Below are 21,866 nucleotides of genomic sequence, written 5' to 3'. Positions count from 1 at the left end.
TCAGTTCACCCGCTCGAACACCGCGGCCAGGCCCTGCCCGCCGCCGATGCACATCGTTTCCAGACCGTAGCGCTGTTCGCGGCGGTGCAGTTCCCTGGCGAGGGTGGCCAGCATCCGGCCACCGGTGGCGCCGACGGGGTGCCCGAGCGAGATTCCGGATCCGTGCACATTGGTGCGTTCGGCATCACGTTCGCCGAACTTCCACTCCCGCATGACGGCCAGGGCCTGGGCGGCGAACGCCTCGTTCAACTCGATCAGGTCGATGTCGGCCAGTGTGAGTCCGGCCCGCTGCAACGCCGCCTCCGTCGCGGGGACCGGTCCGATACCCATGACATCGGGGCGCACCCCGGCCACGGCCCACGAGGTGAGCGAGACCAGGGGAGTCAGCCCCCATTCCTCGGCCTTGGCCCGGGTGGTCACCAGGCACATCGAAGCGGCGTCGTTCTGGCCGCTGGAGTTGCCCGCCGTGACGGTCGACTCCGGATCCAGCGCCGCCCGAACGGGTTTCAGCGCGGCCAGGGATTCGAGCGTGGTGTCCGCCCTGGGGTGTTCGTCGGTTTCGACGAGCACCTCGCCCTTGCGGGAGCGCACGGGCACCGGGACGATCTGCGCGGCGAGCACTCCGCTGCGCGCGGCCTCGATCGCCCGCTGGTGCGAGGTCAGCGCCAGCCGGTCCTGTTCCTCGCGGGTGATCGCGTAGGTGCGCCGGAGGTTCTCCGCGGTTTCGAGCATCCCGCCGGGAACCGGATGGAAACGGCCACCGGCGGTTTCGCGGCCACGCGCCAGCGCATCGTGGACCCGGACGCCGCCGCGCGCACCACCCCAGCGCATATCCGTGGAGTAGAACGGTGTGTTGGTCATGGATTCGACACCGCCGGCCACGACGACATCGCAGGCGCCGCTATCGACCTGCATGGCCGCCTGGACGACTGCTTGCAGACCCGAGCCGCAGCGCCGGTCGACCTGCATGCCGCCGACGGTCACCGGCAGGCCCGCGTCGAGGGCCACGACCCGGCCGATCGCCGGTGCCTCGCTGCTCGGATAGCAGTGCCCGAGAACGACGTCGTCGACGATGTCCGGGTCGATGCCGGTGCGGTCGAGCAGACCTTTCAGGGCTATCACGCCCAGTTCGGCCGCGGTGAGCGAGGCGAACGCGCCGCCGTAGCGTCCGATCGGGGTGCGCAGGGGCTCGCAGATGACAGTTTCACGCATGGGCTGGGTCTCCGTCGACGGTGAAATCGGCGGTGAGCACGGTGTGCTCGACCGCCTGGCCGGAGGTGGGCTCGGTGTGGACGGCGAGAGCGAGGTCGCCATCGGTGGTCTCGCGACGCCGGATCCGGGCGGGATCGCCACAGAACAGCGGGGCGATATTGCGGTGGCGCAGCCGGGACGGGCGCCGGTCCGGTTGTTCCCAGCGCAGGGTCTCGGCCATGGCCAGGGTCATGAGCGGACCGTGCACAACCAGGCCTGGATATCCTTCGACCGCGGTCGCGTAGGACAGGTCGTAGTGGATGCGGTGCGGATTGGCGGTCGCCGCGCTGAACCGCATCAGCACGGTCGGGTCGGTGTGCAGCTGCCAGTCCCCTTCGCTGCTGCGCTGCACGGGGTTTCGCGGCCACTGGTAGGTCCGGTCGGTCTCGATCGCCGGCGCGGCGGTACCGGCGCCCCGGTAGACGAGGTTCTGGTGTTCCACGACGGCGAGCGCACCGGTCTCGGCGAACAGCCGTATCTCGACTTCGACGACCGTGAGCGGACCGGAGCGGCCGTTCTTGGCGTCGACCGCGACCACCCGCGCCTCCCGGCGGACGGTGGATCCCACGTGCACCGTCCCGGGGAACGACACCGTGCCGCCGGCGAACATACGCCGCGGCAGCTCCACCGGCGGCAGGAACGACCCACGCGCCGGGTGCCCGTCCGCGCCGATGGCCGACGAGACGGGCCAGCGGGCCAGCGCGGCCCAATGCCACAGCGGCGGTAGCGGATCGCCCACCCCGATCGCCGCCGCACCGGAGTCGAACAGGGCGTTCAATGCGGCCACCGGGGCGGGATCGACGTAGTCGTCGGTGACCACGGTGTGTGCCTGCCATCCGGTCACATGAACCGCCCGCCGGTGACTTCGAGGATGGTGCCGGTCATGTAGGACGACAGGTCCGAGGCCAGGAACAGCGCGACCGCCGCGACCTCACCGGGTTCACCCGCCCTGGCCATCGGGATCTCAGCCATCTTCTGATCCCAGACCTTCGCCGGCATGGCCGTGGTCATGGGGGTGCGGATCAGGCCGGGCGCAATCGCGTTGACCCGCACGCCGAATCGGGCGGTCTCCTTGGCCGCGGCCTTGGTGAGGCCGATGATGCCCGCCTTGGCGGCCGAGTAGTTGGTCTGCCCGGCCATCCCGACTTTGCCCGAGAGCGAGGAGATGTTGACGATGGAGCCCCGGCCCTGTTCGCGCATGATCGCCGCGGCGTGGCGGGTGCCGTGCCAGGTGCCCTTGAGATGCACGGCGATCACCTGGTCGAAGTCCTCTTCGCGCATGGTGCGCATCGAGGCGTCCCGGGTGATCCCGGCATTGTTGACCATCACGTCCACCGCCCCGAATTCGGTCACCGCGGTGGCCAGCAGCGCCTCGACGTCGGCGGCGCTGGTGACATCGCAGAGGGTCGCGCGGACCCGGTCCGTGCCCAGGTCGTCGAGGGCGGAACCGGGATTCAGATCACCGAGGACGACCGAGGCCCCTTCGCGCAGGAACGCTGTGGCGATGGCCAGTCCGATGCCCTGGGCGCCGCCGGTGACAACCGCGACGCGTCCGTCCAGAAGTGACATTGGCGTGGATTCCTTCCGTGTCAGTACTGCGTGGAGCCGAGGTCGACCGCGATCTGCGCGGCGGTCACCGCCCGGGAATCGTCGGCGGCCAGCCAGCTCACCGCCGCTGCGATGTCCTCGGGCTGGGCGATCCACTCCGGCAGGAACGGCGTGGCCATCTGTGCCAGTTGCGGATTGGATTGCAGTGCCCGCCCGAGGGCGGCCACCATGTCGCCCCCGCCCATCGGAGTGGCGACCGCGCCGGGATGCAGGCTGTTGACCCGGATCCGGTGCTTGCCGAGCTCGGCGGCCAGTGCTCGCGCCATCCCGGTCACCGCGTGTTTGCTGGCGGTGTAGTGCACCATGAACGGCTGCATCTTCACCCCCGCCGCGGAACTGATCAGGATGATCGAACCGCCACGCCCGCCGTCGACGAGATGACCCGCGGTGGCGGCCACCGTGTTCCAGGTGCCGGTGACATTGATGTCGAGTACGTCGCGGAACGACTCGGCGGTGATCTCGTTCCAGACCTGGGGGATACAGATGCCCGCGTTGGCGACGACGATGTCGAGGCGGCCGAACGCCGCCACGCCCGCGTCGGCGGCGGCGCGTAGACCGTCCAAGTCACGGGTGTCGGCCCGATGGGCGATGATCCTGCGCCCGGTCGCCTCGACCAGGCGCACGGTCTCGTCCAGGTCGGCCGGCGCCGCCGAGTCGTATGGGACTGCCGCGGGCAGCGGGCCCGCGAGATCGACGGCGATGATGTCGGCGCCCTCGGTGGCCAGGCGAACCGCGTGTGCCCGGCCCTGTCCACGCGCGGCGCCGGTGATGAACGCGACTTTGTCGGTGTGTCGGCCGGTCACTGAACCTCCCTCTGGTTAGCCATATTGTAAATGCAACGGTATGGCTTTCATTCAGACTCTATTGTGGGGGCGGACGGGGTGCAAGGACGCGGGTCCCGTCCACGCCGGGCAGGTCGGTGGCCGCGGTCGGATTTTCGACGCGGTTCGCCCTGCCGGCTTGGTTGAGTGGGTTACAGTATGGATTACGGGATTGTCATCTGTCCGCAGCGCGCCAGGTTCGCGCTGACGTCCGGTCGCGAGGATGCGGCCGATGAGGAGGCACGAGATGTCGAAGGTTGTCGGGTTTGTCGGGGCGGGGCGCATGGGCGAACCGATGGTGGTCCGGCTGGTCGCCGCCGGATACCGGACCATCGTGTACGCGCGCCGCGACGACGTGCGCGAGCGGCTGCAGGTCGCGGGCGCGGAGGTCGTCGACTCGACGGCGACGATCGGCGAGCGTGCCGAGGTGATCATCACCTGCCTGTATTCCGACCCCCAGCTGATCGAGGTGCTCGGCGGTCCGTCCGGTCTGCTGGCGACGGCCCGGCCCGACGCGGTGGTGGTCTCGCACACCACCGGCGCGGTGTCGACGGTCAAGGCGCTGGCGGCCGAATACCCGGAGGGGCCGGTTCTGCTGGACGGCCCGGTGAGTGGTTCGTCCGAGGACATCGCCCACGGCAGGCTGACTGTGCTGCTCGGAGGTCCCGCCGAAGCCGCCGGGGCCGTCCGTCCGGTGCTGGAGGCCTATTCGAGCACGGTCATGTCCACCGGTGTGCTCGGTAGCGCGCTGGGGGTGAAGCTGATCAACAACGCGCTGTTCGCCGCGAATGCCCAGCTGGTCGGAGTCGCCGCCGCGGTCGGCAGGCAGCTCGGCGTCGAGGAGAACCAGCTCCTCGACGCGCTGGCGGTGGCCAGCGGCAACAGCTTCGCGGCGGATTCGATCCGCAAGACCGGCGGTTTCGCCGAATTCGGGAAGCTGGCTGGCCCGTTCCTGCGCAAGGACGTCGCGGCGTGTGTGAGCGCGACCGCCGATCTCGGCGTCGACCTAGCCGGCCTGCGCACCGCGATCGCCGACGGCCCGTTCGACCTGATCTGACGCTGCACCGGAGAGGCACCGCCCATGGAGATCACGACCACCAACACAGCAGGCGCGGGAGTTCGCTCCGACCCGGCCGCGACGGACCCGGCGGAGCTGCCGGCGATGCTGGCTCGCCAGCGCACGGCGTTCCTGCGAGAGGGGCAGCCGTCGGCCGCGGTGCGGCGCGACCGGGTCGACCGGTTGCTGGGCATGGTCCTCGACCACATCGACGACTACGCCGAGGCGATGTCGCAGGACTTCGGCACCCGGTCGCGCACCGGCACCCTGTTCGCCGAAATCCTCGGCATGCTCGCCGCTTTCGAGCACACCCGCTCCCATGTCGCGCGGTGGATGCGCCCGGAGAAGCCGAATCCGTTCTCGCGTGGCTTCGGCATCCGCACCGAGATCCATCCCAGCCCGCTCGGCGTGGTCGGCATCGTCGGCCCGTGGAACTTCCCGCTGCAACTGGTGGTCGTTCCCGCCGCCTCGGCCTTCGCGGCGGGCAACCGGGTGATGATCAAGATGTCGGAGATCACCTCGCGCACGGCCGAACTCACCCGCGTGCTCGCCGCGCGATACTTCGATCCCGACGAGCTCTCGATCGTCGTGGGCGGTCCGGAGGTCGGCGCGGCGTTCACCGCGCTTCCCTTCGATCACCTGTTCTTCACCGGGTCGACCGGGGTGGGCCGGAAAGTGATGCGCGCCGCCGCCGAGAATCTCGTCCCGGTGACCCTCGAACTCGGCGGCAAGAATCCGGTCGTGGTCGGCCCCGGCGCCGATCTGCGCCGCGCCGCGAACCGAATCGCTCGCGCGCGCATGGTGAACGGCGGCCAGGTCTGTGTGTGCCCGGACTACGTCTTCGTGCCCGAGGACGGCATGGCCCGGTTCACCGAGGCGCTGCGGTCCGAACTGCGGGGCATGTTCCCCACGATCGCCGGCAACGACGACTACACCTCCTCGGTGGACGACGCGAACTACACCAGGATCGTCGAGCTGATCGAGGATGCCCGCGCTCGCGGCGCCCGGGTGGAATCGGTGGCGCCGGAAGGGGAATCCCTGCCCGATCCGCACCGGCGCAAGATCGCGCCGACGCTGATCCACGACGTCACCGACGACATGCGTATTGCCACCGAGGAGGTCTTCGGTCCGGTGCTGCTGCTGCGGCCGTACACGACGCTCGGCGAGGTCAGCGACCACATCAACGCCCACCCGTCACCGCTGGTGGTCTACTGGTACGGCCCCGACCGCGCCGACTTCCGCGCGTTCGTCGCCCGAACCCGCAGCGGCGGGGTGGCCCGCAACGAGTTCGCGATCCACATGTTCTCCGAGAACGCGCCGTTCGGCGGCGTCGGCCACAGCGGCATGGGCGCCTATCACGGCAAGACCGGCTTCGACACCTTCAGCCATCGGCGCACCGTCGCCGGCACCGATCTACCCTTCCCGATCACCGGAATCGCCGCACCACCCTTCGGGCAGTGGACGGTCCGGATCGTCGACCTGGCCCTACGAGCCGCCCGGTGGCGCACCGCCCGCCGGGTCGCGGGGCGGCTGCCGGTGCGGACCTCCACCGCTGATGCCTGATCGCCGCACACACTCACTTCCCCCATCCGACGCGCCGTCACCGACGGCCGACTTTCGAGGAGTCATGTTGTCCGCTGCCACCGCCGGGCCAGAACCGGCACAGTTCACCCTGGTGGGAGCCGCCGACGCTGCCGCGGCCGCGCTGCCGGACCGGGAGCTGGTCATCCAGGGCGAACACCGCCGCACCTATGCCCAGACCGCCGAGCGCTCCATCCGCCTGGCCGCCTATCTGCATCGGCGCGGGCTCGGCTGTCACACCGAGCGTTCGGCGCTGCGCGGTCACGAGGTCGGGCAGGATCTGCTCGGCATCTACGCGCACAACGGCCACGAGTACATCGAGAGCCTGATCGGGGCGTTCCGCGCCCGGGTCGCGCCGTTCAACGTCAACTACCGCTACGTCAAGAGCGAACTCGGCCACCTGCTCGCCGATGCCGGAGCCACGGCCCTGATCTACCACGCGGCCTTCGCGCCGCGGGTGGCCGAGATCCGCGCCGAACTGCCCCGGTTGCGGGTGCTGATCCAGATCGCCGACGACTCGGGCAACGAATTGCTGGACGGCGCGGTCGATTACGAGACGGTCCTGGCCGAGACCGACCCGGTGCCGCCGCCGGTGACTCCCTCACCCGACGACCTCTACGTCCTCTACACGGGTGGCACCACCGGCATGCCCAAGGGCGTGCTGTGGCGCCAGCACGACATCTACATGGCCGCCTGCGGTGGCCGCGATGTCAACACCGGCGCCACCGTGGGCTCCTACAAGGAGATCGGTGCCAGGGCCGCGGCCAATCCCGGGGTGAAGCTGATGCTGCTGCCGCCGCTGATGCACGGCGCCGCCCAGTGGGCGGTGCTGACCGCGATGACCACCGGGCAATCGGTGGTGTTCTCCCCGGTCGTCGACCGGATCGACGCGGACGAGACGCTGCGCGCGATCGAGCGGGAACGGGTAGCGATCGCCATCGTCGTCGGTGACGCCATGGCGCGGCCGCTGCTGGCCGCGGTGCGGTCCGGCGTCGCCGATGTGTCCTCGCTGGCCGCGATCGCCAACGGCGGCGCGGTGCTGAACCCCGTCCTCAAACAGGAGTGGATCGATGCGGTGCCGGGACTGGCCGTGCTCGACGGGGTGGGCTCGTCGGAGACCGGGACCCAGTTGCACCACGTCTCGGCCGCCGGTTTCGTCTCCACCGGTACCTTTTCGGCGGGCCTGGACACCCGTGTGGTCGCCGAGGATCTCGCCTCGGTGCTCGAACCCGGCCACGACGGCCTGGGCTGGCTGGCCAAGCGGCTGTTCACCCCGCTGGGCTACAAGGGCGACGAAGCCAAGACCGCGGCGACGTTCCCGGTGATCGACGGAGTCCGGTACGTGCTGCCCGGTGACCGGGCGCGGCACCGCGCCGACGGCACCGTCGAACTGCTCGGCCGCGACGCGGTGACGATCAACTCCGGTGGCGAGAAGATCTTCGCCGAGGAGGTCGAGATGGCCTTCGCGTCCCATCCCGGCGTAGCCGACGTTCTGGTCGTGGGACGGCCCAGCGAGCGCTGGGGGCAGGAGGTCGTCGCGGTGGTGCAGCGCGCCGAGGGAACCATGGTGGGCGCCGACGAGCTGGTCGAGCACGCCGCGGGGTCACTGGCCCGGTACAAGCTGCCCAAGGCGGTCGTGTTCCGGCCGGCCATCAGCCGCAGCCCGGCGGGCAAGGCGGACTATCGCTGGGCGCGTGAACAGGTCGCCGGCGAGCAGTGAGCCCAGGACCCGGGTGGTGCGGATCGAGGTCGATCCGCACCACCCGGGTCCGTGTCATCTGCTGGTGGGTTCGGCCGCGCGCACCAGCGCGCCGCCGATGATGAGCCGCTGGATCTCACTGGTGCCCTCGTAGAGCCGCAGCAGGCGCACGTCCCGGTAGATCCGTTCCACCGCCACACCCCGCATGTACCCGGTGCCACCGTGCACCTGCACCGCGGAATCGGCGACGCGACCGGCCATTTCGGTGCAGTAGAGCTTGGCCACCGATGGCGCGAGGCGGCGATCCTCGCCGGTGACCCAGGACTGCGCGGCCGCGCGCACCAGGGCCCGCCCGGCCATGACGCCGGTCTGCATGTCGGCCAGGTGCGCCTGCACCAGCTGGAAGCGCCCGATCGGGGTGCCGCCCTGGGTGGCCGTGGCGGCGTAGGCGACCGATTCGTCGAGCGCGCGCTGCGCGGTCCCGACGGCCAGCGCCGCGATGTGGACGCGCCCGCGTGCCAGGGAACTCATGGCGGCCCGATAGCCGACGTCCTCCTGGCCGCCGACGAGGGCGTCCGCGCCGACCCGCACGTCCCGGAAACTCACCTCGGCGGTCCACGCCCCCTCCTGACCCATCTTGCGGTCCTTGGGCCCGACCGTGACGCCCGGCGTGCTCGCCGGCACCAGGAACACCGAGATCCCGGGCCCCGAACTGTCGGCCTGCCGGGTGCGGGCGAAGACGACGAACAGATCGGCCACCGGCGCGTTGGTGATGAATCGCTTCTCGCCGTTGATGATCCAGTCCCCACCCGTGGCGGTCGCGGTGGTGCGCAGCGACGCGGGATCGGATCCGGCGCCGGATTCGGTCAGCGCGAACGAAGCGACCACGGCGCCGGTGGCGATGGGCTCGAGCCAGCGGGCCTTCTGCTCCTCGGTGCCGAACCCCACCAGGACCTGTCCGGCGATGCCGTTGCTGGTGCCGAACAGCGACCGCAGGGCCAGGGTGGTGTAGCCGAGTTCCATGGCCAGCTCGACGTCCTGGGCCAGATGCAGGCCGAGTCCGCCCCACTGCTGCGGGATGGCGTATCCGTAGAGGCCCATCGCCTTGGCCTGCGCCACGATCTCGTCCGGAATCCGGTCCTGCGCGGCGATCTCGGACTCTCGCGGGACCACGACGGTGCGGACGAACTCTTTTGTCTGGGCGAGGATCTGGTGAAAATCCTCGTCGGTGACCTGGTCGGTGGTCGTGCTGGTCATGGCGAAGCCTTCCTCGGGCACGGCAGTCGCCGTGGCTGGCCGAACGTTGTGTTCGTGTTTACTGTAATACTATCGATAACCGGAACGGAGAAGAGGGAACGACGATGACAGCGATCGACGCGGGGGTACTCATCCTGCGGGTGTGCCTCGGGCTGACCATGGCCGCGCACGGTTACGGCAAGATCTTCACCGGCGGGCGGATCGCGGGCACGGCCCGCTGGTTCGACAGCATCGGGATGCGCCCCGGCGCGGTACACGCGCGCCTGGCCGCGGGAGCCGAGGTCGGAGCGGGACTCGCACTGGCACTGGGCATCGCGACGCCGTTCGCGGCGGCCGGGTTCGTCGCCCTGATGCTGGTGGCCGCGTGGACGGTGCATCGCGCGCACGGCTTCTTCATCGTCGGCAACGGCTGGGAGTACAACCTGGTGCTCGCGCTGGGGGCGATCGGCGTAGCGACGATCGGCCCTGGCCGGCTGAGCGTCGACGGTCTGCTGTTCGGCAGCGAAAACGTCGACGGCTGGGTAGGTTTCGGCATCGCCGCCGGGCTGGGCCTGGCGGCGGGCGCGGGTCAGCTCGCGCTGTTCTACCGGCCGCCCGTGCCGACGCCGTCCTGATCCGCTGCTCAGGTGGCCACGGGTACCTCCGCCAGGGTCGCCGCCGCGATCTCACGCAGGCCGTCGTGGATCGCGCCGTCACTGCTCAGCGGCGCGAGCACGCAGGCGTGCACGGCGTCGAGCTCGCCGATCCCGGCCGCGACGAGCCGCGCCGCCGCCACGAGGACCCGGGTCGAGGGCGGTTCGAAATGGAAGGCGCCGTCGGCCTTGCGGATGGCGACCGCGCAGCCGACGAGTCGCCGGGCCACCGCCGGATCCACCGCGGACTCGGCCACCAGCAGCTCGGCCTCGCGCTCCGGCGGCAGGTAGTCCATGGCGACGGTGACGAACCGTTGCCGGAACGAGGGTTTGAGTTCCTTGAGCGAACTGCGGTAGGTGGGGTTGTAGGAGCAGACGAGCATGAACGGATCGGGTGCGGCCACGACTTCGTCGGCGCGATCCAGGAACAGCGTGCGGCGGTGGTCGGTGAGCGCGTGCAGGACCGCGAGGGAATCGTGCCGGGCCTCGACCACCTCGTCCAGGTAGCAGATCGCCCCGGACTTCACGGCCCGGGTGAGCGGACCGTCGGTCCAGCGGACGTCACCGCCGGTGACCATGAACCGGCCGACCAGGTCCGAACTGGTCAGGTCGTCGTGGCAGCTGATCGTCACGACCGGCCTGCCGAGCAGCCTGCCCATGTGTTCGACGAAACGGGTCTTGCCGCACCCGGTGGGCCCGGTGAGCATCACCGGCAGCCGCTGGCGATGCGCACCCTCGAACAGGGGCACCTCGATACCGGCGGCGAAGTACGGATCTGTGTTCATTCGGCTACCAACTCTCGATGGATCTGGGCGAGCGCTCTGGGCAATTCGTCGACCCGCCCGATGCGGCGGGATCGTCTGGGCCCGAAGACCTCCGGCAGCGGGTCGACCCGGGTCGGGCCGACCCCGAGATAGAAGACCCGGACCCCGGCGTCCTCGGCTTCCTCCACGGCATGGGCGACATCGGCCCAGGCGTAGCGGCCTTCGTAGCCTTCGTCCGACATCAGTCCGTCGCCGATGACGATCAGCAACTTGCGCTGGGACGGCTGATCGACCAGCCGGGCGGTCAGGTGGCGCAGGGGAGCGCCGAGCCGGGTGTAGCCGCCGGTGACCAACCCGAGGCTGCCCGGGTCGACGAAATGTGGGTCCTGGAAATCCTTGAGACAGTCCACCTGCACCCGGTGCCGGGTGTTGCCGGTGAACACGAAGATGCCGTGCCGTTCCCCGGCCATGGTCATCGCCCGCGACAGGGCGTCCGCGCAGTCGAGTTCGAGCCGGAAGACCTGCCCGCCGTGCACTCCGAGCGAGGAGCTGCCGTCCAGCAGCAGGGCGGCGCTGACATCGCGGGACAGGGGCGCCAGCTCCCGGAACACTCGCGGCTGCGGCGCCCGGCCGGTGCCCGCGTCGACGACATAGGCGACGTAGCGGTCGATGTCGATATCGGATCCGTCCTCGAGCCCGGAACGCATCGCGCGGTGGGTGTGGTGTTCGAACCAGCGCCGCACATCACCGGAGACGGCGGTGACCGGGGTGTTGCGGGTGGGCAGCTTGCGTTCCAGCACGGCGACATGGTCGGGCAGGAAGGCGCCGGTCCAGCGGTTCCACTCCGGGTAGGGGATACCGGCGCGCTGGTCGGCCCTGACTTCGACGTCGTCGTCCTCCGGCCGGCTCGGCGGCGGCAGGTTCGCGTTGCGAGCACCGCCGTCCCCGCCGACCGGGACCGTCAGCGGGCGGTAGGAGTCGCTGCGCGCCGAGGTCCACGGCATCCGGGCGTAGACCCGGCGCACGGCCGAGGCCAGGGCGCCGCGTCCGGCCGCACCCGACGGCAGCGCGCCGAGCAACGGGTACGTCGTGAGTACCCGCCGGGTCCGGGCCAGCGCGAGCGCCCGATCGAGCATCCGGCCGCCGTCGAGATCGTCCTCGTGGAGCTCGAGATCTGTCAGCGCCCTGCGCAATTCGGGGAGCAGGCCAGGCAGGCGGGCACCGACCCAGGCGGCGGCCACACCACCTTCGACCAATGACAGCGCCGCCCGCTGCCGCGGCGACAGCTCGTGCAGCGCGTACTCGGCGATGCGGTCCTTGGACGGCGAACACTGCAGTGCGACACCACAGGTCAGGGTCGCGCGAGTCCAGTCGGCGTCGATCGGCGGGTACGGGACGTGCACGATGCGACGTCCCGTGCTCAGACCGAATCCCCGGTGGTCGCCGGTCATCAGACGCGCGTCGGTGCGTCGGCGTTCGGAGAAGGCCACCGCGGTCACCGCGCAGCTGCGCTCGATCGCGGATGCCCGTGCGGTATCCATCGGTCAGTCGCTCGCGACGGCGGTGCGGTCGGTGGCGAAATCGACGGTCGCGAAGTTGACGGTGGCCAATGCCGCGAGGCTGTCGTCGGGCCCGCCGTACACCTCGACCTGCACGACGACCGAGCGCTTACCCGCGTGCACGACGGTGCACCGCGTGCGCGCCGCGCCCTCGGTGACCGCACGGAAATAGCGCACGTTCAGGTCCGAGGTGACCACGCCGGCGTGCGGCGGCCGGTGCTCGAGCGCGACCGTGCCCGCGGCGATGTCGACCAGGGTGGCGATCAGGCCGCCCTGCAGGCCGCCGGAGGTGTTGACGACATGGGGCGCCACCGGCAGTTCCCAGTTCGGTGTGCCCTGGCTGTCGGTGCTCTTGCGGAAGCCGATGTGGTCGAGCAGCCCGCTGATGTGTCGAAGGGTTGTCATCATGGCGTTCACTCCTGGCGGGTGCCGGTGTCGGCGAAATGCGCGCGGACCGCGGACAGATCCGGCTTGCCCGACGGGGTACGGGGGATGGCGTCGACCAGCGCGATATCGGTGGGAATCTCGTAGCGGGCCAACCGGGTTCGCAGATGGTCGAGCAGGTCGGTGATCTCGGTCCGGCGATCGGGGCGCAATTCGACCATCGCGACCGGGGTCTCGCCGAGGCGGTGGTCGGGCCGGGCGACGACCGCCGCGCCGCGCACCGCCGGATGCGCCTCGATGGCCGCGCGCACCTCGTCGGGCATGATCTTGAATCCGCCGCGGATGATGGCCTGATCGGCACGTCCCAGGATCCACAGGAAGCCGTCGGCGTCGATGCGGGCGAGGTCGGTGGTGCGGATCCAGTCCGTCCCGGGCCCCAGCTGGCCGGGTATCACCTCGAGCAGCCCCTGGCGGTCCGTGCCGAGTTCGGTGCCGTCGTCGGCGACCACCCGCAGGAGGGCGCCACCACTGGCCCGTCCGACGCTGCCGCGTTTGGCCTGCCAGAACTGCCGATGGTCGGCCAGCGTCCATCCCGCGACCCCGCCGCCGAATTCGGTGGCGGCATACGAGGTCAGGACCGGGATCCCGAACTTCTCCTGGAAGGCGTCGGCGTCGGCGGCCGACAGGGGAGCGGTGCCGGAGGTGACCGCCCGGACACCGGCGAGATCATCGGCGGTGAGATCGGAGTGCAGCACCATGCGCAACGCGGCGGGCACCAGCGACACCGCGCCGGGCCGGTGCTCGCGCACGACGGCGGCCCAGCGGTCCAGCTCGAAACGCGGCAGGAAGACGAACGGCCGTGCGGTGAGCACGCATTGCAGGACCCGGAACACGCCGCCGATGTGCACCAGCGGGGCATTGACGATCGCGACACCGGTGCGCGGCGCGGTGGGTACCGGATGGCGATCGGGGTCGGTGCCCAGCACGCTGCGCCACAACATGTCGTAGGTCAGGTCGACGCGTTTGGGTGGGCCGGTCGTGCCGCTGGTCAGCATGCGGACCGCGGTCACCGGGTTCGTCGCCGACGCAACGGATTTCGCCCGCACTCGCCCCGGCTGCGCGTCCAAGCCGTCCACGGCCAGCGTCGTGGCGCCGGGGTCGACCAGGGCGGTGAGATCGTCGGTGTTGCCGATCACCAGCGGCAGGTCCAAGGCGGTGATGTCGTCGCGGATTCGGTCGTCACCGCGGGCGGGGTTGATCACGACCACCGTGCCTCCCGCGAGTAGGACACCGAGGAACGCGGCCACGTGTTCGGGGCGGTTGCGCAGCAGGATGCCCACCGGCTGTGCCCGCGGTACGTGGCCCGCGGTGCGGTGTGCCGCGGCGGCGAGCCGGTCCCAGGTGAACCAGGTTCCGTCGAACTCGATCGCCCTGGCGTCGGGTGCGAGGTCGAGGATCTGCCGGATCCGGGTGCTCAGCGGGTGATCGGGCGGCTGGGTCATCAGCGGATCCTCGGTTCGATCGGGGCGGCGGGCCCGACGTCGCGGGCGGCCGCCAGTTCCGCCTTGGCGATCGGGTTGCCGAGGCGGGTGTAGACGAGTCCGTGCTCCATCGCGGCCCGGTAGGGCTTGTCCAGGGATTCCCAGATCGCGCGCACCGTGCCCTGGGTGGCGGTCGGCGGTTTGGCCGCGATCCCGGCGGCGATGGCATGTGCGCGCTCCCAGAGCTGTTCGCGGGCGACGATTTCCGATACCAGACCGATCCGCAGCGCGGTGCCGGCGCAGATCCGCTCGTCATTGCCCATCAGGGCGATGCGCAGCGTCTCGCCGAGGCCGACGCGGCGCATCAGCCCGATCGGCTCCAGCGCGCACACCAGGCCCGCCGAGACGTGGGAGTCGAAGAAGGTGGCTTCCTCGGAGCAGATCACCACATCGGATTCGTTGACGAAGTAGAACGCGCCCGCGGTGCACATCCCCTGCACGGCGCACACCACCGGCTTCCACATCTTCTGCCATTTCGGGCTCAGCGCCTCGCCTGGGTCCTCGTGGTGCCAGATCCCCTCCGGCTGGCCGTAGGGCACCTTGATGTCGAGGCCGGCGGAGAAGGCGCGCGTCCCTGCCGCGCGCAGGACGACGGCGTTCACCGAGTCGTCCAGGCGAATCCGCCGCCAGACCTCGCGCATATCCTCGCACATGGTGCGGTCGAAGGCGTTGAGCCGGTCCGGGCGGTTGAGCGTCACGGTCGCGACCCGGTCGCGCTCGTCGACCTCGAACAGCACGGTGGAATAGGGGGTGTTCATCGGCACTGCCAGATCGGGTCGCGCTTCTCGACGAAGGCCTGCGGTCCCTCGAGAGCGTCCTCGGTGCGGGTGACCCGCTCCCGGAAGGATTCCGCGAGCATCTCGGCCTCGTGCAGCGGCACGTCCAGGCCCTTGAGGATGGCCAGTCGCGTACCGCGAACGGCCAGGGGCGCATTGGAATTGACGATCTCGGCGATCTCGCGCGCGCGTTCGAGGAGGCGGTCGTGCTCGACCACCTCGGTGATCATGCCGAGTTCGTAAGCCCGCTGGGCGCTCATCCGTTCGTGTTTGCCCATCAGCGCCATCCGCAGCGCGACGGTCCGGGGCAGCACCCTGGCCAGGCGGACCACCTCGCGCCCGGCGACCAGCCCGATACTGACGTGCGGATCGAAGAAGGTCGCCCGATCCGAGGCGATGACGATGTCGCCGGTGGTCACCCAGTCCAGCCCGGCCCCGCAGCACAATCCGTTGACCGCGACGACGATCGGCTTGGTCATGGTGCGAAACGGCGGCGTGCCCTCCTGCGGCGCCTCCCATTGCTCGTAGGTCGACAGGTAGGGCCGCTCGCTGACCACCTTGCCGTCGCCCGGGATCTCGGTGACATCGGCGCCCGTGCAGAACGCGCGGCCGGTCCCGGTGACGATCAGCAGCCACACCTTGTCGTCGTGCTCGGCCTCGTCGTAGGCGTCCCGCAGCTCCGTGATCATGTGCGGGCTCAGCGCGTTGAGGGCGTGCGGGCGGTCGAGCGTGATGGTGGCCGTGTGCCCGTCGACCTCGTAGCCGATGGTGTCGAACGGCATGCTTGCCTCCTGGAGACGGGGGTAGTGAAACATACTGTTGCATGTACAGTAGACAATACCGTCAGCCCTCCGCCAGAGTGGCCGCGATGCCCCGAGAAGAAATGAGCTGCGATGGCCGAACCCGCCACCGTGCCACCGGACACGGCGCGCACCGACAGCGCGCCGACGGGCCGGTTCGGTGCCGAACCCCTGGCCCAGACCGTCGCCGCCGCGGCGGCCGTGCGCCGCGTCGTCGGCCTGCTGCTCGCGCTCGAGCATCCGCACCCGGTCGTCGACGCGATGCTGTCCGAGCTGGCGGGCTGGGAACGCGAACTCGCCGCCGCGGTGGCGCCCGACCCGGCGCCGCGATTCGCCGGCGACCCCACGGACCGACGGGTGTACCTGAACCACGCCTTCGACATCGGCGCGTTCAATCCCTGCTTCCCCGAGTACGTCTTCGACCACCTCGACACCGCGACAGCGCGGGGCCGCATCACCTTTCCCCTCGTCCACGAGGGGCCGCCGGGTCTCGTGCACGGCGGCTTCCTCGGTGTGTTCTTCGACGCCGTGGTCCAGCATCACAGCTGCGCGTCCGGGGTGGCGGGCAAGACCCGATCGATGGAGGTCACCTATCGCAGGCCGACCCCGATCCTCACCGAACTCGACTTCGACATCGCGCGCGTGCTGAGCGACCGCGAGATCGAATCGACCGCCCGCCTCCTGCGCGACGGGCAGCTGCTGTGCTCGGCGGTCGTGCGCACCGTCGCCGTGCCCATCGACGGCTTGCCCACGGCGCGATTCGGGCCCCGAACCAGCCGTCCCTGACGGCCGCTGCCGACTACCCCAAAACTAAGGAAGAGATAGCCGATGACCGTTTCCCCTGCCACCGACGGCCGTGTGCTCTACGAGCTCGATCCGGACCGCCGGATCGCCACCATCACCCTGAACAACCCGGCCCAGCGCAACTCCTACGACGCCGCGATGCGTGACGACATCGCCCGCTGCCTGGACCGGGTGGCCGACGACGACGACATCACCGTGGTGCTGCTGCGCGGCGCGGAGCAGGTGTTCAGCACCGGCGCCGATATGAACAACGCGTACGGCTGGTACGGCGAGCGCGCCGCCACGAACGGTGAGCGCACGGCATCGCGCAGGCCCAGTCAGCGTAGGCGGCTGACCGTGGACCGCAAGTCCTTCGGCTTCTACCACGAGTTCCTCGGCTTTCCGAAGGTGACCGTCGGCGAGATCAGCGGGTACGCGCTCGGCGGTGGGTTCGAGATGGCCCTGATGACCGATATCTCGGTGATCGCCCGCGACACCCGGATCGGCATGCCCGCGGCCCGGTTCCTCGGCCCGGCGCTGGGCAGCCTGCACATGTTCTTCCATCGGCTCGGCCCGGTGCTGGCCCGCCGTCTGCTGTTGACCGGGGACATCGTCGAGGCGGCGAGTGTGGAGCATCTCGGGGTGTTCACCGAGACCTGTGATCCCGCCGCGGTGACCGCGCGGGCACGCTACTGGGCGGAGAAGGCGGCGAAGATGCCCGCCGACGGCGTCGTCATCGCCAAGGAGGCGTTCCGGATGGTCGAGCAGAGCCAGGCGTATCAGGGGGAGGAAGTCGCCAGCTACTTCTTCCACGCCTTCGGTACCAACCTGCAGTTCGCTCCTGGCGAGTTCAACTTCGTGAAGACCCGCGCCGAGCACGGCACGAAGGAAGCATTCCGCTTGCGCGACGCGCACTTCCACGTCCCCGAACCCGATCTGGGGTAGTCGAGGCCGGTGCCGGAACTCCGCCGGCACCGGCCTCTGCCGGTTCCGATGTCACATGACCAGGCCGCCGTCGACCGCCAGGATCTGGCCGGTGACGAACGAGGCGGCGTCGGAGGCCAGGAAGACGAAAGCGCCCGCCACCTCTTGTGGTCCGGCCCAGCGCCGCATCGGAATGCGGCTGAGCATCTGCTCGGCGAACCGGGGATCGGTGCGAATCGTCTCGGTCATCGGTGTCGCCGCGGCCGGGGCCAGCGCGTTGACGGTGATCTGCTTGCGCGCGAGCTCTTTCGCCAGCGACTTGGTCATGCCGACGATGCCGGATTTGGCGGCCGAGTAGTTCACCTGCCCGAGCGTGCCGACCAGACCCGCCGACGACGTCACATTGATGATGCGCCCCGTCCCGTCGGCCGGGAGATACGGCAGCGCCGCCTGGGTACAGCGGAACGCGCCGAGCAGATGGATGTCGAGCATCCGCAGCACCGACTCCTCGGTGGTGGCACCGAACATCGCGGGCTCGGTGATCCCGGCGTTGTTCACCACGATGTTGAGCGTGCCGCCACCGGCCTGTGCCGCGAGTGCGGCCGCGGCGTCGGCGGCGGCCCGGTCGCGGACATCCAGCGCGGTCGCGGTGGCCCGGCCGCCGTCGGCGACGATCTTCTCGGCCGTGGCTTCGGCTGCGCCACCGTCGATATCGGTGACGACTACGGTCGCGCCCTGCGCGGCCAGCGCGCCGGCGACGGCGGCACCGATACCGCCGCCCGCTCCGGTGACGAGTGCCGTGCGGCCGGTCAGGTCGAACAGGGTGCTGGTGTTCACAGGGCTCCTCGAACTCGGAAACGGTGGTGGAGTCGCGGATCAGGCGACATCGAAGCGCACCGGAAGTGCGGTCGGTGAGCGGAAGGGCTGGCCGAAGATGTGCGGATCACCGTCGGGCAGCAGGGTGATCCCGGTCAGCCTGCGCAGCAGCGCCTCCATCGCGACCCGGGTTTCCATGCGCGCCAGGTGCAGTCCGAGGCAGGTGTGGGCGCCTGCGGTGAAGCTGATGTGAGGCAGGCGGGGCCGGAAGATGTCGAACTCCTCCGACCGCTCCCAGCGGGATTCGTCGCGGTTGGCCGATCCGAGGCACAGGTCCAGCACCGCGCCCGCCGGGATGGCGACACCGTCGAGTTCGGTGTCCTCGGTGACATAGCGCTGAACCAGCGTCAGCGGTGTCTCGAACCGCAGTCCCTCCTCGATCGCCTGCGGGAGCAGACCGTGGTTGTGCTGGATCGCCGCGAACTGGTCGGGGTGGGTCAGCAGCTGGAAGAGCAGATTGCCCGAGGACCGGTAGGTGGTCTCCAGCCCGGCGGGCAGCAGCAGCCGCAGGAAGGAGTAGATCGCGCGATCGGACAGCTTCTCGCCGTCGATCTCCGCGGTGACCAGATTGCTGATGATGTCGTCGGCTGGCGCGGACCGCCGGAGCTCGATGTGTTCGAGAAAATACTCCTTCAGGTCCTTGGAGGCCTGCAATGCGCGGGGCACGTTGCCCGCGTAGCTGATGATCGCCACCGCGGCTTCCCGGAAGAACGGCAGGTCTTCCTCGGGCAGGCCGAGCAGCCGGGCGATGACCCGGGTGGGGAACTCGAAGGTGAAGTCGCGCACCAGATCCGCGCGGCCTTCCGCGATGAACTCGTCGATCAGCTTGTCGCAGATCGGGCGCACGATCTCGGGCTCCCACGTCACCAGCGATTGCGGTTTGAACGCGGCCGAGACCAGGTTGCGGTGCGCCTTGTGGGTCAGGCCGTTCATCGCCAGGATCGTCGGCCCCATGAACACCCCGATGGTGGCGTCATAGAGCTGGGTGCTGAACACCGATCCGTTGCGCAGCGCCTGGTTCACCGCCGACCAGGACACGGCGGCGAAGGTGTCGGTGGGCCGCAGTTCCGCGGGGGTTCGGGAGTAGTCCATCACCGTCCCGTGGAACACACCGCCCGCGCGCCTGCGTGCCGCGAAGAACGGGTAGGGGTCGTGCGGATCGGGCACCTCTGCGACCGTCGCTGCTGGGTCCTCGACGGGACTGTTCACGGATCACCTCTGACTTCGTCACGCCGAACGGCGGAGTGGACGTATTTACTGTAAGACATACAGTATATGAGTCGACACCGGTCCGGGCAATGTGACCGGGACCGGTGTCGGCGTCCTGGGATCAGAGCTGGACGGCCGGTCCGACCGCCATCGGCGCGACGAAACCGCCGTCGACGTGCACGTCCTGGCCGTTGATCCACCGCGAGCCGGGGCCGGTGAGGAAGTCGATCACCGGCACGATGTCGGCGACCGTGGCGTGCCGCCCGATCGTGGCCTTCACGGCGTCGAGGACTTCCTTGCCCATCGACGCCTCGAAGTCGGTCAGGATCGGGGTATCGGTGGGGCCGGGGCTGACGGTGTTGACCCGCACGCCGTACTTCTGCCACGCCGACGGTGCCAGGCGCTTGGCGAAGATGATCGCGGCCTGCTTGGACGTGCTGTAGACGGGGTAGGCCGGGTCCTGGGTCCGCTGCCAATCCCGCACGGCCGCGCTGTCGGTGACGGCGAGGAGCCCGGCGAGGTCGTCGATGCGCTGCTGCCAGCCGAGCGCCGCCACCGAGGCCACGGTGACGATCGCGCCGCCCTGGCGCAGCAGGGGCAGCATGCCGGTGGTGAACAGCCGCATGCCGAGGTAGTTCACCGCCAGGACGTCGTCGGCGGGTGCGGTGCCGGGGACGCCGGCGACGAAAGCCAGGGCGTCCCAGTCGCCGCCGATCCGGCCGAGCAGATCGGTGATGGCCGCCGCGTCGCGCAGATCGCAGATCTCGTGCTGCGCCGCCGGGGTGTCGCCGGGGCGCAGGTCGACCGCGAGGACGTGGTCGCCACGTTCGTGGAAGTGGGTCGCGGCGGCGGCCCCGATGCCCGATCCGGCACCGACCACGACGATCCTGCGCTGCTGGGAACTCATCAACTCTACCCCTTCGTAGATGCGACGGACGTATTTACCGAATGCTTGACAGTAAGCCCAACTATAAATCACTGTTGTGTCCTGGACAACGCGCTCACCGGCGCCGGGTGACGCCACCCGGGCCGGTCGGGCGAGCCGAGAATCCGAAAGGGTGCTGATGAGCATGCCGGTCGTCGACGAAGCCGCGAACGTCCTCGCGGATCCCACGGTCTACACCGATGAGAAGAGGCTGCACACCGCGCTGTCGGCGCTGCGGGCGGGCAATCCGGTGGCGCGTGTGGAGGTGCCCGGCTACAAGCCGTTCTGGGCGCTCACCAAGCACGCCGACATCATGGCGGTCGAACGCGCCGACAAGCGGTTCACGAACTGGCCTCGCCCGGTGCTGATGACCGCGCAGTCGGACGAGATGCAGGCCGCGGTCGGCATCAAGACCCTGATTCACATGGACGATCCACAGCACCGGGTCGTGCGCGCGATCGCCGCGGACTGGTTCGCGCCCAAGGCGATGCGCGCGATGAAGCTGCGGATCGAGGAACTCGCGGTGCGCTACGTCGACCGGATGCGCGACACCGGCGGCGAGTGCGACTTCGTCGGCGAGGTCGCGGTGAACTTCCCGCTGTACGTGATCATGTCGCTGCTCGGGGTACCCGAATCGGATTTCCCGCTCATGCTGAAGCTGACCCAGGAGCTCATGGGTAACGACGACGCCGAGCTGACGCGGTCGACCCCGGCGGACGAGACCATGAACGCGCTCATCGAGATGTTCGCCTACTTCCAGAAGCTCACCGAATCGCGTCGCGCGCAGCCGACCGACGACCTGGCCTCCACCATCGCGAACGCGACGATCGATGGCGAGCCACTCTCGGACGTGGACATCGTGTCGTACTACGCGATCATCGCGACCGCGGGACACGACACCACCAGCAGCAGCATCTCCGGCGGCCTGCGCGCGCTCATCGAGAACCCCGATCAGCTCGACCGCCTCCGGGGTGACCTCGGGCTCATGCCCCGGGCCACCGAGGAGATCATCCGCTGGGTGACCCCGGTCAAGGCCTTCATGCGCACCGCGGCCGAGGATTCGGTGATCAACGGGGTCACGATTCCGGCGGGTGATTCGCTGCTGCTGTCGTATGTGTCGGCCAACCGGGACGAGGACGTGTTCGACGACCCGTTCCGGTTCGATGTCGGCCGCGAACCCAACAAGCACGTCGCCTTCGGGTACGGGGTGCACTTCTGTCTGGGTGCGGCGCTCGCGCGGATGGAGATCAGCAGCTTCTTCAACGAATTGCTGCCGAGGCTGACATCGGTGGAACTCGTGGGTGAACCCGAGCTGACCGCAACGACATTCGTCGGCGGCCTCAAGCGCCTGCCGATCCGTTTCACCCTGGATTGACCGGCCTCCGGCCGATCCGTTCCCTGCCCCGCGTGCCGGCTGCG

Annotated in this window: 21 protein-coding genes; 7 read left to right on the top strand and 14 right to left on the bottom strand. The window is 69.7% G+C overall.

What is annotated here, in order from left to right:
• The 4 genes from ACFYWJ_RS24480 to ACFYWJ_RS24465 are packed head-to-tail and all read right to left on the bottom strand — an operon-like array spanning window position 1 to window position 3,662.
• Window positions 1-1,212: an acetyl-CoA C-acetyltransferase gene (locus ACFYWJ_RS24480; protein WP_355278364.1), complete on the bottom strand. Its 1,212-nt coding sequence runs from the start codon at window positions 1,210-1,212 to the stop codon at window positions 1-3.
• The gene (locus tag ACFYWJ_RS24475) at window positions 1,205-2,095 is read right to left on the bottom strand and encodes a hypothetical protein (RefSeq protein WP_355278361.1); all 891 of its coding nucleotides are present in this window, start codon (window positions 2,093-2,095) and stop codon (window positions 1,205-1,207) included. Before ACFYWJ_RS24475 ends, ACFYWJ_RS24480 begins: the two co-directional genes overlap by 8 nt.
• Window positions 2,092-2,820, bottom strand: a complete 729-nt coding sequence (gene fabG / locus ACFYWJ_RS24470; protein ID WP_355278358.1) for a 3-oxoacyl-ACP reductase FabG — start codon at window positions 2,818-2,820, stop codon at window positions 2,092-2,094. Before fabG ends, ACFYWJ_RS24475 begins: the two co-directional genes overlap by 4 nt.
• A 20-nt stretch (window positions 2,821-2,840) precedes the next feature.
• Window positions 2,841-3,662: a mycofactocin-coupled SDR family oxidoreductase gene (locus ACFYWJ_RS24465; protein WP_355278355.1), complete on the bottom strand. Its 822-nt coding sequence runs from the start codon at window positions 3,660-3,662 to the stop codon at window positions 2,841-2,843.
• Between the two features lie 265 nt (window positions 3,663-3,927).
• Between ACFYWJ_RS24465 and ACFYWJ_RS24460 the strand changes: the two genes are divergently transcribed.
• From ACFYWJ_RS24460 to ACFYWJ_RS24450, 3 genes are all read left to right on the top strand, one after another.
• Entirely contained in the window at window positions 3,928-4,737 is an 810-nt protein-coding gene (locus ACFYWJ_RS24460; protein WP_355278352.1) for an NAD(P)-dependent oxidoreductase, read from the top strand.
• A gap of 24 nt (window positions 4,738-4,761) precedes the next feature.
• Window positions 4,762-6,300, top strand: a complete 1,539-nt coding sequence (locus tag ACFYWJ_RS24455; protein ID WP_355278350.1) for a coniferyl aldehyde dehydrogenase — start codon at window positions 4,762-4,764, stop codon at window positions 6,298-6,300.
• Window positions 6,301-6,364: 64 nt separating this feature from the next.
• Window positions 6,365-8,038: an acyl-CoA synthetase gene (locus ACFYWJ_RS24450; protein ID WP_355278348.1), complete on the top strand. Its 1,674-nt coding sequence runs from the start codon at window positions 6,365-6,367 to the stop codon at window positions 8,036-8,038.
• A gap of 54 nt (window positions 8,039-8,092) precedes the next feature.
• Here the strand turns inward: ACFYWJ_RS24450 and ACFYWJ_RS24445 are convergent, their stop codons facing one another.
• Window positions 8,093-9,274: an acyl-CoA dehydrogenase family protein gene (locus tag ACFYWJ_RS24445; protein WP_355278346.1), complete on the bottom strand. Its 1,182-nt coding sequence runs from the start codon at window positions 9,272-9,274 to the stop codon at window positions 8,093-8,095.
• A gap of 104 nt (window positions 9,275-9,378) precedes the next feature.
• On the opposite strand from ACFYWJ_RS24445, the gene ACFYWJ_RS24440 reads away from it, so the two are divergent.
• Window positions 9,379-9,888: a DoxX family protein gene (locus ACFYWJ_RS24440; protein ID WP_355278344.1), complete on the top strand. Its 510-nt coding sequence runs from the start codon at window positions 9,379-9,381 to the stop codon at window positions 9,886-9,888.
• Between the two features lie 8 nt (window positions 9,889-9,896).
• On the opposite strand, the gene ACFYWJ_RS24435 is transcribed toward ACFYWJ_RS24440, so the two are convergent.
• The 6 genes from ACFYWJ_RS24435 to ACFYWJ_RS24410 are packed head-to-tail and all read right to left on the bottom strand — an operon-like array spanning window position 9,897 to window position 15,712.
• Complete coding sequence (locus ACFYWJ_RS24435; RefSeq protein ID WP_355278341.1) at window positions 9,897-10,691, bottom strand: AAA family ATPase; 795 nt, start codon at window positions 10,689-10,691, stop codon at window positions 9,897-9,899.
• Window positions 10,688-12,211 carry a VWA domain-containing protein gene (locus tag ACFYWJ_RS24430; protein ID WP_355278339.1) on the bottom strand — a complete coding sequence of 508 codons (1,524 nt, stop codon included), beginning with the start codon at window positions 12,209-12,211 and terminating at the stop codon, window positions 10,688-10,690. Before ACFYWJ_RS24430 ends, ACFYWJ_RS24435 begins: the two co-directional genes overlap by 4 nt.
• 3 nt (window positions 12,212-12,214) lie before the next feature.
• Complete coding sequence (locus ACFYWJ_RS24425; RefSeq protein WP_355278337.1) at window positions 12,215-12,634, bottom strand: PaaI family thioesterase; 420 nt, start codon at window positions 12,632-12,634, stop codon at window positions 12,215-12,217.
• Between the two features lie 8 nt (window positions 12,635-12,642).
• On the bottom strand, window positions 12,643-14,115 hold the full coding sequence (locus ACFYWJ_RS24420) for an AMP-binding protein (protein WP_355278334.1): 1,473 nt from the start codon (window positions 14,113-14,115) through the stop codon (window positions 12,643-12,645).
• Window positions 14,115-14,918 (bottom strand): enoyl-CoA hydratase/isomerase family protein, encoded by an 804-nt coding sequence (locus tag ACFYWJ_RS24415; protein ID WP_355278332.1) that lies wholly within the window; start codon window positions 14,916-14,918, stop codon window positions 14,115-14,117. The genes ACFYWJ_RS24420 and ACFYWJ_RS24415 overlap by 1 nt, the downstream gene beginning before the upstream one ends.
• Window positions 14,909-15,712, bottom strand: coding sequence for an enoyl-CoA hydratase-related protein (locus tag ACFYWJ_RS24410; RefSeq protein WP_355278330.1), 804 nt, complete (start codon window positions 15,710-15,712; stop codon window positions 14,909-14,911). The genes ACFYWJ_RS24415 and ACFYWJ_RS24410 overlap by 10 nt, the downstream gene beginning before the upstream one ends.
• A gap of 111 nt (window positions 15,713-15,823) precedes the next feature.
• Between ACFYWJ_RS24410 and ACFYWJ_RS24405 the strand changes: the two genes are divergently transcribed.
• Both ACFYWJ_RS24405 and ACFYWJ_RS24400 read left to right on the top strand, forming a co-directional pair.
• Window positions 15,824-16,516, top strand: coding sequence for a hypothetical protein (locus ACFYWJ_RS24405; RefSeq protein ID WP_355278328.1), 693 nt, complete (start codon window positions 15,824-15,826; stop codon window positions 16,514-16,516).
• A gap of 42 nt (window positions 16,517-16,558) precedes the next feature.
• Window positions 16,559-17,458, top strand: a complete 900-nt coding sequence (locus ACFYWJ_RS24400; protein WP_355278326.1) for an enoyl-CoA hydratase/isomerase family protein — start codon at window positions 16,559-16,561, stop codon at window positions 17,456-17,458.
• A 51-nt stretch (window positions 17,459-17,509) separates the two neighbouring features.
• On the opposite strand, the gene ACFYWJ_RS24395 is transcribed toward ACFYWJ_RS24400, so the two are convergent.
• The 3 genes from ACFYWJ_RS24395 to ACFYWJ_RS24385 all read right to left on the bottom strand — a co-directional run bounded on the left by ACFYWJ_RS24395 (window position 17,510) and on the right by ACFYWJ_RS24385 (window position 20,429).
• Window positions 17,510-18,274: an SDR family NAD(P)-dependent oxidoreductase gene (locus ACFYWJ_RS24395; RefSeq protein WP_355278323.1), complete on the bottom strand. Its 765-nt coding sequence runs from the start codon at window positions 18,272-18,274 to the stop codon at window positions 17,510-17,512.
• Between the two features lie 39 nt (window positions 18,275-18,313).
• The gene (locus ACFYWJ_RS24390; RefSeq protein ID WP_387161802.1) at window positions 18,314-19,480 is read right to left on the bottom strand and encodes a cytochrome P450; all 1,167 of its coding nucleotides are present in this window, start codon (window positions 19,478-19,480) and stop codon (window positions 18,314-18,316) included.
• 163 nt (window positions 19,481-19,643) lie between these two features.
• Window positions 19,644-20,429, bottom strand: coding sequence for an SDR family oxidoreductase (locus ACFYWJ_RS24385; RefSeq protein ID WP_355278319.1), 786 nt, complete (start codon window positions 20,427-20,429; stop codon window positions 19,644-19,646).
• Window positions 20,430-20,586: 157 nt separating this feature from the next.
• Here ACFYWJ_RS24385 and ACFYWJ_RS24380 point away from each other — a divergent pair, with 157 nt between their 5' ends.
• Window positions 20,587-21,822 (top strand): cytochrome P450, encoded by a 1,236-nt coding sequence (locus ACFYWJ_RS24380; RefSeq protein WP_355278318.1) that lies wholly within the window; start codon window positions 20,587-20,589, stop codon window positions 21,820-21,822.
• Window positions 21,823-21,866: the final 44 nt, after the last annotated feature.

The organism is Nocardia sp. NPDC003269 (assembly GCF_042888005.1).
Classification (GTDB): domain Bacteria; phylum Actinomycetota; class Actinomycetes; order Mycobacteriales; family Mycobacteriaceae; genus Nocardia.
Note: the sequence above shows the minus strand (reverse complement) of the source record. Positions and strands in the feature narration are given on the sequence as shown.

Coding starts and splice junctions, on each gene's coding strand:
- ACFYWJ_RS24440 (WP_355278344.1), top strand. CDS start 9,379: ATGACAGCGATCGACGCGGGGGTACTCATCCTGCGGGTGTGCCTCGGG.
- ACFYWJ_RS24435 (WP_355278341.1), bottom strand. CDS start 10,691: ATGAACACAGATCCGTACTTCGCCGCCGGTATCGAGGTGCCCCTGTTC.
- ACFYWJ_RS24425 (WP_355278337.1), bottom strand. CDS start 12,634: ATGACAACCCTTCGACACATCAGCGGGCTGCTCGACCACATCGGCTTC.
- ACFYWJ_RS24420 (WP_355278334.1), bottom strand. CDS start 14,115: ATGACCCAGCCGCCCGATCACCCGCTGAGCACCCGGATCCGGCAGATC.
- ACFYWJ_RS24385 (WP_355278319.1), bottom strand. CDS start 20,429: ATGAGTTCCCAGCAGCGCAGGATCGTCGTGGTCGGTGCCGGATCGGGC.
- ACFYWJ_RS24450 (WP_355278348.1), top strand. CDS start 6,365: ATGTTGTCCGCTGCCACCGCCGGGCCAGAACCGGCACAGTTCACCCTG.
- ACFYWJ_RS24480 (WP_355278364.1), bottom strand. CDS start 1,212: ATGCGTGAAACTGTCATCTGCGAGCCCCTGCGCACCCCGATCGGACGC.
- ACFYWJ_RS24430 (WP_355278339.1), bottom strand. CDS start 12,211: ATGGATACCGCACGGGCATCCGCGATCGAGCGCAGCTGCGCGGTGACC.
- ACFYWJ_RS24410 (WP_355278330.1), bottom strand. CDS start 15,712: ATGCCGTTCGACACCATCGGCTACGAGGTCGACGGGCACACGGCCACC.
- ACFYWJ_RS24455 (WP_355278350.1), top strand. CDS start 4,762: ATGGAGATCACGACCACCAACACAGCAGGCGCGGGAGTTCGCTCCGAC.
- ACFYWJ_RS24380 (WP_355278318.1), top strand. CDS start 20,587: ATGAGCATGCCGGTCGTCGACGAAGCCGCGAACGTCCTCGCGGATCCC.
- ACFYWJ_RS24405 (WP_355278328.1), top strand. CDS start 15,824: ATGGCCGAACCCGCCACCGTGCCACCGGACACGGCGCGCACCGACAGC.
- fabG (WP_355278358.1), bottom strand. CDS start 2,820: ATGTCACTTCTGGACGGACGCGTCGCGGTTGTCACCGGCGGCGCCCAG.
- ACFYWJ_RS24400 (WP_355278326.1), top strand. CDS start 16,559: ATGACCGTTTCCCCTGCCACCGACGGCCGTGTGCTCTACGAGCTCGAT.
- ACFYWJ_RS24460 (WP_355278352.1), top strand. CDS start 3,928: ATGTCGAAGGTTGTCGGGTTTGTCGGGGCGGGGCGCATGGGCGAACCG.
- ACFYWJ_RS24445 (WP_355278346.1), bottom strand. CDS start 9,274: ATGACCAGCACGACCACCGACCAGGTCACCGACGAGGATTTTCACCAG.